A 13266-nucleotide genomic window follows, 5' to 3' on the forward strand; every position below is an offset into this window, starting at 1 on the left:
CGAAAAGATCAACATCGTCTCTTTGAAAAGGCGGTGAAAAAACGCCCTCGACCCATAGCCATCGGCATTGATCCAGGCCATTGATGTTGCAGGCAAATAGCCATTCCGACAGCTTCGCGTTGGCGGCGGACATGGATCGTGGCACGATGACGCGGTTATCGACCGGGACTTTCAGACCATGCCGCAATCCACAGCCACGAATCTTTCCTTGATCGCCGCCATCGACCTGGGCTCGAACAGCTTTCACATGGTTGTCGCCAAAGCCAATATGGGCGAAATCCGCATTCTGGAACGCCTGGGTGAAAAGGTTCAGCTGGCCGCAGGCATCGATGAAGAGCGACAGCTTTCCGAAGAGTCCATGCAACGCGGCCTGGACTGCCTCAAGCGTTTCGCGCAACTGATCAACGGTCTGCCGCCGGGTGCCGTGCGTATCGTGGGCACCAACGCCCTGCGCGAAGCCCGCAACCGGGGCGACTTCATCCGTCGGGCCGAAGAGATTCTGGGGCACCCCGTCGAGGTGGTTTCCGGCCGTGAAGAAGCGCGCCTGATCTATCTGGGGGTTTCCCATACCCTGGCCGATACGCCGGGCAAACGCCTGGTGGCCGACATCGGCGGCGGCAGCACCGAGTTCATCATCGGCCAGCGCTTCGAACCGCTGCTGCGCGAAAGCCTGCAAATGGGCTGCGTGAGTTTTACCCAGCGTTATTTCAAAGACGGCAAGATCACCCCGGCGCGCTACGCCCAGGCCTACACCGCCGCGCGTCTGGAAATCATGAGCATCGAGCACGCCCTGCACCGACTGAAGTGGGATGAAGCGATCGGCTCGTCCGGCACCATTCGCGCCATCGGCCTGGCACTCAAGGCCAACGGCTATGGCGCGGGTGAGGTCAACGCTGACGGGCTGGCCTGGCTCAAGCGCCGGGTCTTCAAACTGGGCGACGTGGAAAAAATCGACTTTGACGGCATCAAGCCTGACCGCCGTGCGATCTTCCCGGCGGGCCTGGCGATTCTGGAAGCCATCTTCGACGCGCTGGAACTCAAGCGTATGGACCACTGTGAGGGCGCCCTGCGTGAAGGCGTGCTGTATGACCTCATGGGCCGCCATCATCACGAAGACGTGCGTGAGCGCACGCTCAGCTCGCTGATGGACCGCTATCACGTCGATCTGGAACAGGCCGCTCGCGTCGAGCGCAAAGCCCTGCACGCCCTTGAGCAAGTCGCCAAGGCGTGGGATCTGGAAGACGACTGCTACAAAGAGCTGCTCAGCTGGGCCGCCAAGGTGCATGAAGTCGGGCTGGACATCGCCCACTATCATTACCACAAGCACGGCGCCTACCTGATCGAGCACTCCGACCTGGCCGGTTTCTCACGCGAAGACCAGCAAATGCTCGCGCTGCTGGTGCGCGGTCATCGCCGTAATATCCCCAAGGACAAGTTCGCCGACTTCGGCAATGAAGGCATCAAGCTGATTCGCCTGTGCGTGCTGTTGCGCTTTGCGATTCTGTTCCACCACATTCGCGGCACCCAAGAGATGCCGCAAGTGGTGCTCAACGCCAACGGTCAGCACCTGGACGTGCAGTTCCCGGATGGCTGGCTGGAAAACAACCAGCTGACCCAGGCCGACTTCGCGCTGGAAGCGGAGTGGCTGACCCGGGCCGGCATCGACCTCAGCGTACGCTGAGGACCGGGTTGCTCAGGCGCTCCAGCAGGGTCGCCTGGGCGCTTCGAGGGTTCTGGTTGCCCGTCGGCATGCTGCGCACGTAACGCCCGTCAGACTGCAACAGCCAGCTGTGAGTGTTGTCGGTCAGGTAGCTTTCCAGCTCCTTCTTGACCCGCAGGATCAGCTTCTTGCCTTCCACCGGGAAACACGTCTCGACACGCTTGTCGAGGTTGCGCTCCATCCAGTCGGCGCTGGACAGGAACATCTGCTCTTCGCCGCCATTGAGGAAGTAGAACACCCGCGTGTGTTCCAGGAAGCGACCGATGATCGAGCGCACCTGAATGTTGTGCGACACGCCGACAATGCCCGGACGCAGGCAGCACATGCCACGCACCACCAGATCAATACGCACACCTGACTGGCTGGCCTTGTACAACGCGCGGATGATCTTCGGATCGGTCAGCGAGTTGAACTTGGCGATGATGTGCGCTGGCTTGCCCTCAACCGCAAACTGGGTTTCCCGGGCAATCATGTCGAGCATGCCCTTCTTCAGGGTGAACGGCGCGTGCAGCAGTTTTTTCATGCGCAGGGTCTTGCCCATGCCGATCAACTGGCTGAACAACTTGCCGACGTCTTCGCACAGGGCATCGTCGGAAGTCAGCAGGCTGTAGTCGGTGTACAGGCGTGCGTTGCCCGCGTGATAGTTACCCGTACCCAAATGTGCATAACGCACGATCTCGCCCGCTTCACGGCGCAGGATCAGCATCATCTTGGCGTGGGTCTTGAAGCCGACCACGCCATAGATCACCACCGCACCGGCCGCTTGCAGGCGGCTGGCCAGTTGCAGGTTGGACTCTTCGTCGAAGCGGGCACGCAATTCGATCACGGCCGTGACTTCCTTGCCGTTACGGGCGGCATCCACCAGCGCATCGACGATCTCGGAGTTCGCGCCGCTGCGATACAGGGTCTGGCGCACGGCCAGCACATGCGGGTCCTTGGCGGCCTGGCGCAGCAGGTCGACCACCGGCGTGAACGACTCGAACGGGTGCAGCAGCAGAATGTCCTGCTTGCTGATCACGTTGAAAATGTTCTCGCTGTTCTGCAGCAGCTTGGGGATCGCTGGCGTGAACGGCAGGTATTGCAACTCGGGATGGCTGTCCAGCCCGGTGATGCTGAACAGGCGCGTCAGGTTGACCGGGCCATTGACCTGATACAGCTCGGATTCGGCCAGGTTGAACTGCTTGAGCAGGTAGTCCGACAGAAGTTTCGGGCAGGTATCGGCCACTTCCAGCCGCACGGCATCGCCATAACGACGGGAGAACAGCTCGCCGCGCAGGGCGCGGGCGAGGTCTTCGACGTCTTCGGAGTCCAGCGCCAGATCGGCGTTTCGGGTCAGGCGGAACTGATAGCAGCCTTTGACCTTCATGCCTTGAAACAGATCGTCGGCGTGAGCATGGATCATCGACGACAGGAACACGAAGTTGTCGCCACTGCCGCCCACGTCTTCCGGCACCTTGATGACACGGGGCAGCAAACGTGGTGCAGGAATGATTGCCAGACCCGAGTCGCGACCGAAGGCATCGATGCCTTCGAGTTCGACGATGAAGTTCAGGCTCTTGTTGACCAGCAACGGGAACGGGTGCGTCGGGTCCAGCCCGATAGGCGTGATGATCGGCGCGATTTCGTCACGGAAATAGCGGCGCACCCAAGCCTTGATCTTGACGTTCCAGTGACGACGACGAATGAAGCGGACCTGATGTTTTTCCAGCTCCGGCAACAGAATGTCATTGAGGATCGCGTACTGGCGATCGACATGGCCATGCACCAGTTCACTGATGCGGGCCAGGGCCTGATGAGGTTGCAGACCATCGGCGCCAGCCTGCTCGCGAGCAAAGGCAATCTGCTTCTTGAGACCGGCGACACGAATTTCGAAGAACTCATCGAGGTTGCTGGAAAAGATCAGCAGGAATTTCAGCCGCTCCAGCAAAGGATAGGATTCATCCAGTGCCTGCTCCAGCACGCGAATATTGAACTGCAACTGCGACAGTTCGCGGTGGATATACAGGCTGCTGTCGTCCAGATTCGGCACGACGACGGCCGGCACAGAGTGCGGCGCCTCGACAACAACCGGTATGACTTCGATGCTTGGCTCGACCACGGGCAGAGCCTCTGGAACAGCGACATCAACAGCGGCTTCGGTGAGTCCTTCGGTATTCATGTGTGATCCTGTGAAGTTATTGCCCTTTTAACAATTGAGCAGCGCGGACGGCGAAGTAGGTGAGGATGCCGTCAGCACCAGCGCGTTTGAAAGCCGTGAGGGATTCAAGAATCACCCCTTCACTGAGCCAGCCATTCTGAATGGCGGCCATGTGCATCGCGTACTCGCCACTGACCTGATACACAAAGGTCGGCACCTTGAACTCATCCTTGACCCGATGAAGGATGTCCAGATAAGGCATGCCCGGCTTGACCATCACCATGTCCGCGCCTTCGGCCAGGTCGGCGGCCACTTCGTGCAGTGCTTCGTTGCTGTTGGCCGGGTCCATTTGATAGGACGCCTTGTTGGCCTTGCCCAGGTTCAACGACGACCCTACCGCATCGCGGAACGGCCCGTAATAGGCGCTGGCGTACTTGGCCGAATACGCCATGATCCGCACATTGACGTGATCCGCCAGTTCCAGCGCTTCGCGGATGGCCTGAATACGCCCGTCCATCATGTCGGAAGGTGCCACGACCTGGGCACCTGCATCGGCATGGGACAACGCTTGCTTGACCAGCGCATCGACAGTGATGTCGTTCTGCACATAGCCGTTCTCGTCGAGGATGCCGTCCTGACCATGGGTCGTGAACGGATCAAGCGCCACGTCAGTGATGACGCCCAGCTCGGGGAAGCGGTCACGCAATGCGCGAGTGGCGCGCTGGGCAATGCCGTCCGGGTTCCAGGCTTCGGCACCGTCCAGGGATTTCTTTTCAGGGGGCGTGACCGGGAACAGCGCCAGCGCCGGAATACCCAGGGCAACCCAGTTCTGCGCTTCTTCCAGCAACAGGTCGATACTCAGACGCTCGACGCCGGGCATCGACGCAATGGTCTCGCGACGGTTTTCACCCTCGAGCACAAAAACAGGAAGAATCAGATCGTCCACGGTCAGGACGTTTTCGCGAACCAGCCGACGAGAGAAATCGTCCCGGCGGTTGCGACGCAGGCGAGTCAAAGGGAAGAGGCGATTAGCTGGGGTAAAGCTCACGGCAAGACTCCTGAGCCCGCATACACGGGCAAGCGTGACAGTTATAAGCCGCCATTATGACCAATGTGTGACGGTCGTGGGTCAGCATGCGACTTGAGGCCGCAGCCTTGCCGCAGCCATTGTCCCTGCAGGAAACTTTAACGTCGAGACACATATCGACACTTTCACGAATGCCTTGGGCGAGTTAGGCTGCGCGTTCATTTCGCCAGCATCCAGACAATGCTCCAAAATTTCTTGCAGGAATTTGGCTACTTTGCCCTTTTCATCGGCACCTTTTTTGAAGGCGAGACCATTCTGGTGCTTGCCGGATTTCTTGCGTTCCGCGAATACATGGACATCAAACTGGTCGTGATCGTGGCATTCTTCGGAAGCTACGCCGGCGATCAGCTCTGGTATTTCATGGGGCGCAAACACGGTCGCAAACTACTGGCGCGCAGGCCCCGATGGCAACTGATGGGCGACAAGGCGCTGGAGCATGTTCGCAGACACCCCGATATCTGGGTGTTGAGCTTCCGCTTTGTCTACGGCCTGCGCACGGTCATGCCGGTGGCGATTGGTTTGTCCGGTTATCCACCGGGGCGTTATCTGCTGCTCAATGGCATTGGCGCGGCGGTGTGGGCGACAGCGTTGGGCTCTGCGGCCTATCACTTCGGCGCGGTGCTTGAAGGTTTGCTGGGCAACATCAAGAAATACGAGCTCTGGGTGCTGGGTGCGCTGGTGGTGATCGGCGTGGCGCTGTGGTTACGCCGGCGTATCAAGAACGCCCGCATCGCCCGGGAAGAAGCGGCAGCCAAGCTCATCACGCCCCTGGCCACGGACGTGCCGGCTGAAGTTGTGGTCGAGATCAAAAAAACCGCTGACGAATAAGCTTTCGTGTGCGCACCGCAGCTGCGCAGTGCGCACACGAACAGGCCTGATCGCCCCTCCAGATACCCCTCGCCCCACCCGCGCAAATCAGCCGCCGATTGAATCCCTGCCCCACGCCCTTGTCACACACAGTGAACGCCTCGCTATAGTCTTGCTATAGCTACGATTCATGTAATCAAGGTTCCGAGCAGGCAAGTTCATGAGCCGTTGACCCTAGGGAGTGCCTGGCATGCAAAAGAAAGTCGCCGTGATTCTGTCCGGATGTGGCGTCTATGACGGTGCGGAAATTCAGGAAAGCGTCCTGACACTGTTGCGCCTCGATCAGCGTGGCGCGCGGGTGCAGTGTTTTGCGCCCAATATCGCGCAGCATCACGTCATCAATCACCTGACGGGCAAGGAAATGCTCGAGACCCGCAATGTACTGGTTGAGTCGGCACGCATCGCACGCGGCGCCATCGAAGACATCCGCGAAGCCGACGTGACGCAATTCGATGCGCTGATCATCCCCGGCGGTTTCGGGGCGGCGAAGAACCTGTCGGACTTCGCCACGGCGGGCGCCGACTGCAAGGTTCAAGCGGAAGTGCTGGCCCTGGCAGAGGCGTTTGCGGTGGCAGGCAAACCCGTCGGCCTGATCTGCATTTCCCCGGCGCTGGCGGCAAAGATCTATGGCCCGGGCGTGATCTGCACCATCGGCAACGATGCCGAAACGGCCCAGGCCATCGTCAGGATGAAGGGCGAGCACCGCGACTGCGAAGTCACTGACATCGTCGAAGACACCGCCCGCAAACTGGTCAGCACCCCGGCCTACATGGTGGCTCAATCCATTGGTGAAGCCGCCGCCGGGATCAACAAGCTGGTGGACCGCGTGCTGGAGCTGACGCAGGAGTGAGCCGAGTCGGTGAATGGTCGCCTATCGCCGCCTTGCGTGACGCGTGAGGCAGCGATCAAAGGTCTACAAGCCCATGAACTCAACCCGCTCCGGCACCCGCGTCATCAGCACCTTGCCGCCACGAATCGACACCCGTGCCTTGGCCTGACGGCGCACGGCCTCATAGTCGCTGTCGGCGTCCAGCAACACCAGATTGGCCGGACGGCCTACGGCGATGCCATACCGGTCGCCAAGATTCAGCGCACGGGCGCTGTTGTCGGTGACCAGATCCAGACTGCGCGCCAGATCCTCAAACCCCATCATGTGGCAGATGTGCAGTCCGGCATCCAGCACCCGCAGAATGTTGCCGTTCCCCAGCGGATACCAAGGGTCCTTGATCGAATCCTGGCCAAAGCACACGTTCATTCCGGCTCGGTCCAGCTCCGCGACCCGCGTCACGCCGCGACGTTTGGGGTAGCTGTCAAAACGACCCTGCAAGTGAATGCTTTCGGTCGGGCAAGAGATAAAGTTGATGCCCGACAGCTTGAGCAGTCGAAACAGCTTGAAGCAATAAGCGTTGTCGTAAGAACCCATGGCGGTGGTGTGGCTGGCGGTGACACGGCTGCCCATGCCCCGCACTCGCGCCTGTTCGGCCAGCACTTCGAGGAAGCGCGAATTGGGGTCGTCGGTTTCGTCGCAATGCACATCCACCAGGCAGCCGCTGCGCTCCGCCAGGTCCATCAGAAACAGGATCGAACTGACGCCCTGCTCCCGCGTGTTTTCAAAGTGCGGAATACCGCCGACCACATCGACACCCAGCTCGACCGCACGCTCCATCAACTCGCGCCCACCCGCATAGGATTCGATGCCTTCCTGGGGAAAAGCCACAATCTGCAGATCAATCAAGCCCCGGGCTTCTTCGCGCACTTCGATCATTGATTTGAGGGCGCCGAGGGTCGGGTCGGTGATATCGACATGAGTGCGTACATGCTGGATGCCGTGCTCAGCCAACATACGAATGGTGGTGTGGGCGCGCAGCTTGGTGTCTTCGTGGGTGATGGTTTCCTTGCGTTGCGCCCAGCGCTCGATGCCTTCGAACAGCGTGCCGGACATGTTCCATTCCGGCTCGCCCGCCGTCAGCGTGGCATCCAGATGGATGTGTGGCTCGACCAAGGGTGCGATGAGCAACTGGCTCTGAGCATCGATGTCGCCCGGCTCCGCCGACACTCGGCCGGCCTGCACACGTATGTCGCTGATGCGTTCGCCTTCCCAACTGACCGTGTGCAGCCCTGAGGTTTTACGCAGCGTGGCATTGATGATTTTCATGGTCGTTCCTGTCGTTGAGCCTCGGTCATGCGCCACACCAGCAGCGCCACCGAAGCGTTCATCCGAAACAGCGGGTCATCGAGCGACTGTTGGCTTTGCTGCTCGATGCGCTGAATCCGTTGATTGAGGGTGTTGCGATGAATGCTCAGGCGCTGGGCCGTCTTGAGCGCGTTACCGTTTTCCTGCAATAGAGCGTCGAGGGTTTCGATCAGCAGATGGGGCTGCTTGCGGTTGGCTTCGATCAGCGGCCCCAACGTCTGTTTGACGAAGGCATCAATTACCGAGCGATCCGCAATGGCCTGCAACAGACGCAACACGCCCAGCTCGCTGAAATCGCACAGCCCGTTGGCCGGACGCAGGTTTTCCGCGACGTCCAGCGCCTGTCGTGCTTCATTCAGGGCCTGCTGATACTGCCCGCAGTCCTCAACCCGGCTCGCCAGCCCCATGAACAGCGCAAGGTCGCCGATCAGCCGGTGCAGCTCGCGATTGAGACCGAACAGGTCTGCGCGAATGCCGTCGTGCTCGGGCAGCAACAGGATGAACAGATCCCCCTGAACGATGACCGGCAGCGTGTCGGACAAGGTGCGGTTCCAGGCATCGAGATGGTCCTGCACGGCTTGCCGGGTCTGCTGTAACTGCCGTTCGGCCTCTTGAGGCGCATGGTTATCGAATAACCGGTTCACCGCCGACAGGCGCAGCGCCACCAGACGACGGGGGCCGTCCAGTGGCAGGTTCAGGTGCGCGGCACGCTGGCGTGCGATGGCCAGGCTCGGGTAATCACCGCAGAGCAACTGGCCGAGAATGTCGTGGCGGGAACGCTTGGTTTGCGCCATCTGCACCAGCGCCGTGCCGATCAAATGCGTGACGATGACCATCTTCAGCAAGTACGGCTGCTCAATCAGCGGCAGACCGCACTCCTCGGCCAGATCAATCACGGCCTGGGGGATTTTCCGGATGAATGAGCCTCCGGTCAGAATCACCAGACCGGCGATGCCACTGGCTTCACCGTCGCGCACCAGACTCAGCAAATTGGCCTCGTCGCGCGGGTGGTTGATCCCAGTGACGAACACCAGTTCGCCCCCCATGACCCACTCCGCGATGCCTTCGTTTTCCGCCACGTAGGACCAGCGCACACTGCGGTGCAGGTGGCGGGCACCGGCACACAGGGTCATTTCTTCCAGACCGGGCAGTTGCAGGATTTCTTCGACCGTGAGGCTCAAAGCTCCTCCTGCACACCGATGACAACTGTGCGGCGACCGGTCACTTCCAGCATGACGATGTAACACAGCGCCGAGGCAGCAATCCCCACCAACGGTGCAATCCAGGGCGAGAAGTAAGCCAGCGCGGCACCCACGGCGTAAGCGCTCAGGCCCAACAGGTTGTAGCGCGGCAGCGTGACGCTGTTCAGGGCCGGGTACTTGCCGCGATGGCGGTACCAGAAGTCAGCCATGATCACGCCACCAATGGGCGGGATGATCGAACCCAGCAGCACCAGAAACGGAATCAGCATTTCATACATGCCGCCAATGGCGAGGACCACGCCCAGGGCTGCAGCAATCAGGGTCATGGTGCGGCGCCGCTCGCTGCGCAGCAGGTGGCAGGCGGCGGCTGACACGTTGTAGATCGTCGGGCCCTGAATCGTCCACAGGTTGAGACAAAGCATGACCACGGCGGCAAAGGACAAGCCTTGCAGCATCATCACTTCAACGATATCGGCTTGCTGATAGACCATGGCGCACCACGCACCCGCCACGACCATCAAGCCATTGCCCAGCAGGAAGCTGACCACGCTGGCGATCACCGCAATGCGCCCGGTGCGGGAAAGCCGCGTCCAGTTGGTCGCCTGGGTCGCGCCGCTGGCGAAGGTGCCGAACACCATGGTGATGGCGGCAGAGAACGTCATGGTTTCATGGGGGATGACGGCCGCCAGGCCCTGAAAGCCGCCAATGTCATGGGTGGCGATATAGATGGAAATGATCAGCAGGACGAACATCAACGGCACGGACACCCGCGACAACACGTCGAGCCCCTTGTAACCGATGATCGCGGTGATACTGAAACCCATACCGAACAGGATCATCAGCGGGATCGTAAAGCCGCCCGCCAGGCCGAGCATTTTCACCAGAACAATGGCCACGGTCGCCGTGCCCCAGGCATACCAGCCGAGTTCGGCAAACCCCAGCAGAAAGTCCGACAGACGACTGCCCGCCTCGCCAAAGCAAAAGCGCCCCATCAATACCGTATTCAGGCCGCTGCGCGAGGCGATCAACGCCAGCGCGGCGGCATAGAGCGCCAACAGGCTGTTGCCGATGGCGGCGATCCACAGCATGTCGACAAAGTTGAACGCCATGCCCAGCTTGCCACCGGCAAACATGGTTCCGGTGAAGAAGGTGAAACTGAACAACACCATGGAAATGGACAGCAGCCCCTTGCGCGCTTCACGCGGGGCTTCGCTCAAGGGAAATTCGCCGGGTGAACTCATATCGTTTAGCTCCACATCGAAAGGGTCGGGGTTCGGACTCAATGGCAGGCTTGTCCAGGAGCAATAAACAGGCCCATTGCGAACAACCGCTCGAAGCAGAGAAAAGCAGGCACTAGTGATAAGCAGTGATGTGCACCCTGCACATTTTCAGAAGATGATCAGCCTTCAGACTGTGCAGAGTGATTCATTGTGAGGCGCGAATGCACCGTTTCAGGCAGGGTTACGAACGAGCGAGGCGGGTCAGAATGCGGTCGAGCGAATTGGCGAACGCCTGTTTTTCCCGATCGCCATAAGGCGGCTGACCACCGCCCATCTGGCCCTGATCCCGCAAGTCGGTGAACAGATTACGCACAGCCAGTCGGTCGCCCATGTTCTGCGCGTCGAACTCCTTGCCACGGGGGTCGAGTGCGGCCACGCCCTTCTTCACCAAACGGTCGGCCAGCGGCACATCGCTGCAAATCACCAACTCGCCGGGCACCGCATGCTCCACCAGATAATCATCCGCCGCATCCGGCCCGCTGGGCACCACGATCAGTCGGACGAGGCTGTACGTTGGCTTGACCTGACTCTGCCCTGCCACCAGCAACACCTCGAACTGACGCTTCAAGGCGAACTTGATGACTTGGTCCTTGGCCTGCTTGGGGCAGGCATCGGCATCGATCCAGACGCGCATGGGAATCGCCTTGCAAAGTGGATGAATGTTGGAGCGAGGCTTGCCCGCGAACCGGAACTCCCGGTCGACATAGCCTCGCCTGACCTGACGCCTTCGCGGGCAAGCCTCGCTCCAACGGGTCGAGGATTGCCAAGCGAAGGTGACACTGTTTACAACGCAAACGGCAATGGAACAGGCGTCTGCTGACGCTGTTCCAGGCGTTTCCGGGGTCCAGGTCTGTAGCTTACGCCACCTGTGCCCTGCGCTTCTCGGCCAGCCAACTGCGGCCATACAACACCGCAATGGCCGTCAGGGCAATCGCCTGAGCGCTCAACGAGTAAGCATCGGCGTGAATACCCAGCCAGTCGAACTCAAAGAACGGCACCGGCCGTGTGCCGAAAATGCCGGCTTCTTGCAGCGCCTTGACGCCATGTCCGGCGAACACCACCGAAAGCGCACACAACAGCGCAGCGTTGATGCCGAAGAAAACGGTCAGCGGCAGTTTCGCCGAGCCGCGCAGAATGATCCACGCCAGACCGACCAGCAACACCAGCGCCGTCGCACCCCCGGCCAAGACCGCATTGTGACCCGCCGGACCCGCCTGCAACCACAGGGTTTCGTAGAACAGAATCACTTCGAACAGTTCGCGATACACCGAGAAGAACGCCAGAATCGCAAAGCCGAACCGGCCGCCACCGCCCACCAGACTGCTCTTGATGTAATCCTGCCACGCCGCCGCATGGCGACGATCATGCATCCAGACCCCCAGCCACAGCACCATCACGCTGGCAAACAGCGCCGTGGCACCTTCGAGCAGCTCACGCTGGGCCCCGCTCACGTCAATCACATACGCGGCCAACGCCCAGGTCCCAAGACCCGCCAACAGCGCCAGGCCCCAACCGATATTGACGCTGCGCACAGCCGACTGCTGGCCGGTATTGCGCAGAAACGCAAGAATCGCCGCCAGCACCAGAATCGCTTCAAGGCCTTCACGCAGCAGAATCAACAAGCCGGAGATAAAACTCAACGAAGTGCTCAGGCCATCGCTGCCCAGCAGGTCCGCGGACGCCTTGAGCTTGCCCTTGGCGAACGCCAGCTTTTCCTCGGCCTGCGCCACCGTCAAGCCGTCCTGCAATGACTGACGGTAGGCCATCAGGGCTTTTTCGGTGTCCTTGCGCACGTTGGCGTCCACGTTATCCAGCGAGCTTTCCACCAGCTCGAAGCCCTCCAGATAAGCCGCTACCGACAAGTCGTAAGCCTGTTCATGGTCGCCCGCCCGGTAAGCGGCGAGGCTTTTGTCCAGGGTCTGGCTGGTGTAGTCGAGCAACTGCGCCGGGCCCCGCTGGACCTGCGGCGGCTGAGCACGCTGGGCTCGGAAAGTGGCGGCAGCAGGCGCGCCTTCAGCCGCGCTGACCTCGGCTGGCGTCTGACGCGCCAGATCGGCCAGGTTGTAGGTCTTGCCCGGCGCAGTGACCGGCTGGGCGCTGAAACCGGCAATGTACGTCGCCACGTCCCAACGCTGGCGGTCGTCCAGTTGATCGGCAAACGCCGGCATGTCCGTCCCCGACACCCCAAGCCCGAGGGTGTTGTAGATGTCGTACAAACTCAGCCGATCAAGACGGGCCGCATCCCGCAGATTGGCAGGCGGCGGCTCCAGGCCGATCCCCGCCGGGCCATCCCCCGCACCGGCATCGCCATGGCAAACCGAGCAGTGCTGGGCGTACAACGGCGCGCCCCGGGCAGGGTCCGGCGTAATCACCGGTGCCTGGCTCACCTCGTAAGCCACTGCCAGCTTCGCGCCCAATTGCCGCGCCTGACGCGCCACCGCCGGGCCGTCCTGTTTTTTGGCCACGGCCTCGGTCAGGCTGGCGACGCCGTGTTCAAGCTCGGCACGCTCGGCGCGCTGGGGCAAGGCGATCACCAGCCCCTGCAAAACGCCCAGAAACTCCACCTGTTCGCGGTATTCGGACTCATCAATGACCTTACCGTCGGCCACGGTGGACGGGTAATCAGCGCCAATGTAATCGAGCAAGTGCAAAGCCTGCGCCGCGCCATCAGTGGCATCGGCCAACAGGTTGAAACTGCAGACAGCCAGCACCGGCAGCATCAGCCAGGCCAGAAAACGGGAGCGCATCGACATCGTGAATCTCAATAAGAATGCTTGGC

At 60.8% G+C, this 13266-nt stretch carries 10 protein-coding genes; 3 read left to right on the forward strand and 7 right to left on the reverse strand.

Translation table 11 applies throughout. The features are described from left to right. Nucleotides 1–178: 178 nt before the first annotated feature. Complete coding sequence (ppx, locus tag ACP7B0_RS21645) at nucleotides 179–1681, forward strand: exopolyphosphatase (RefSeq protein ID WP_426143714.1); 1503 nt, start codon at nucleotides 179–181, stop codon at nucleotides 1679–1681. Here ppx and ppk1 read toward each other — a convergent pair. Continuing rightward, nucleotides 1668–3878 (reverse strand): polyphosphate kinase 1, encoded by a 2211-nt coding sequence (gene ppk1 / locus ACP7B0_RS21650; protein ID WP_426143715.1) that lies wholly within the window; start codon nucleotides 3876–3878, stop codon nucleotides 1668–1670. The two genes, ppx and ppk1, sit on opposite strands and share 14 nt — an antisense overlap. Before the next feature lie 16 nt (nucleotides 3879–3894). Then, on the reverse strand, nucleotides 3895–4905 hold the full coding sequence (gene hemB, locus ACP7B0_RS21655; protein ID WP_426143716.1) for a porphobilinogen synthase: 1011 nt from the start codon (nucleotides 4903–4905) through the stop codon (nucleotides 3895–3897). Nucleotides 4906–5124: 219 nt separating this feature from the next. Here hemB and ACP7B0_RS21660 point away from each other — a divergent pair, with 219 nt between their 5' ends. Continuing rightward, on the forward strand, nucleotides 5125–5772 hold the full coding sequence (locus ACP7B0_RS21660) for a DedA family protein (protein ID WP_426143718.1): 648 nt from the start codon (nucleotides 5125–5127) through the stop codon (nucleotides 5770–5772). Between the two features lie 229 nt (nucleotides 5773–6001). After that, on the forward strand, nucleotides 6002–6661 hold the full coding sequence (elbB, locus tag ACP7B0_RS21665; RefSeq protein ID WP_426143720.1) for an isoprenoid biosynthesis glyoxalase ElbB: 660 nt from the start codon (nucleotides 6002–6004) through the stop codon (nucleotides 6659–6661). Nucleotides 6662–6724: 63 nt separating this feature from the next. Here elbB and codA read toward each other — a convergent pair whose 3' ends face one another. The 5 genes from codA to ACP7B0_RS21690 form a co-directional block, all read right to left on the reverse strand. Next, a complete protein-coding gene (gene codA / locus ACP7B0_RS21670) occupies nucleotides 6725–7966 on the reverse strand; it encodes a cytosine deaminase (protein ID WP_426143721.1) in 1242 nt (413 codons plus the stop codon). Next, nucleotides 7963–9186 (reverse strand): PucR family transcriptional regulator, encoded by a 1224-nt coding sequence (locus tag ACP7B0_RS21675; RefSeq protein WP_426143722.1) that lies wholly within the window; start codon nucleotides 9184–9186, stop codon nucleotides 7963–7965. The genes codA and ACP7B0_RS21675 overlap by 4 nt, the downstream gene beginning before the upstream one ends. Beyond that, nucleotides 9183–10448, reverse strand: coding sequence for a cytosine permease (codB, locus tag ACP7B0_RS21680; RefSeq protein WP_426143723.1), 1266 nt, complete (start codon nucleotides 10446–10448; stop codon nucleotides 9183–9185). The genes ACP7B0_RS21675 and codB overlap by 4 nt, the downstream gene beginning before the upstream one ends. Before the next feature lie 220 nt (nucleotides 10449–10668). Then, a complete protein-coding gene (locus ACP7B0_RS21685; protein WP_426143725.1) occupies nucleotides 10669–11121 on the reverse strand; it encodes a YaiI/YqxD family protein in 453 nt (150 codons plus the stop codon). Between the two features lie 223 nt (nucleotides 11122–11344). Beyond that, nucleotides 11345–13240 (reverse strand): FTR1 family protein, encoded by a 1896-nt coding sequence (locus tag ACP7B0_RS21690; RefSeq protein WP_426143726.1) that lies wholly within the window; start codon nucleotides 13238–13240, stop codon nucleotides 11345–11347. Nucleotides 13241–13266: the final 26 nt, after the last annotated feature.

Source organism: Pseudomonas sp. DWP3-1-2 (genome assembly GCF_049896285.1).
In the GTDB taxonomy this organism is placed as follows: Bacteria; Pseudomonadota; Gammaproteobacteria; order Pseudomonadales; family Pseudomonadaceae; genus Aquipseudomonas.

Coding starts and splice junctions, on each gene's coding strand:
- ppx (WP_426143714.1), top strand. CDS start 179: ATGCCGCAATCCACAGCCACGAATCTTTCCTTGATCGCCGCCATCGAC.
- ppk1 (WP_426143715.1), bottom strand. CDS start 3,878: ATGAATACCGAAGGACTCACCGAAGCCGCTGTTGATGTCGCTGTTCCA.
- ACP7B0_RS21660 (WP_426143718.1), top strand. CDS start 5,125: ATGCTCCAAAATTTCTTGCAGGAATTTGGCTACTTTGCCCTTTTCATC.
- elbB (WP_426143720.1), top strand. CDS start 6,002: ATGCAAAAGAAAGTCGCCGTGATTCTGTCCGGATGTGGCGTCTATGAC.
- codA (WP_426143721.1), bottom strand. CDS start 7,966: ATGAAAATCATCAATGCCACGCTGCGTAAAACCTCAGGGCTGCACACG.
- codB (WP_426143723.1), bottom strand. CDS start 10,448: ATGAGTTCACCCGGCGAATTTCCCTTGAGCGAAGCCCCGCGTGAAGCG.
- ACP7B0_RS21685 (WP_426143725.1), bottom strand. CDS start 11,121: ATGCGCGTCTGGATCGATGCCGATGCCTGCCCCAAGCAGGCCAAGGAC.
- ACP7B0_RS21690 (WP_426143726.1), bottom strand. CDS start 13,240: ATGTCGATGCGCTCCCGTTTTCTGGCCTGGCTGATGCTGCCGGTGCTG.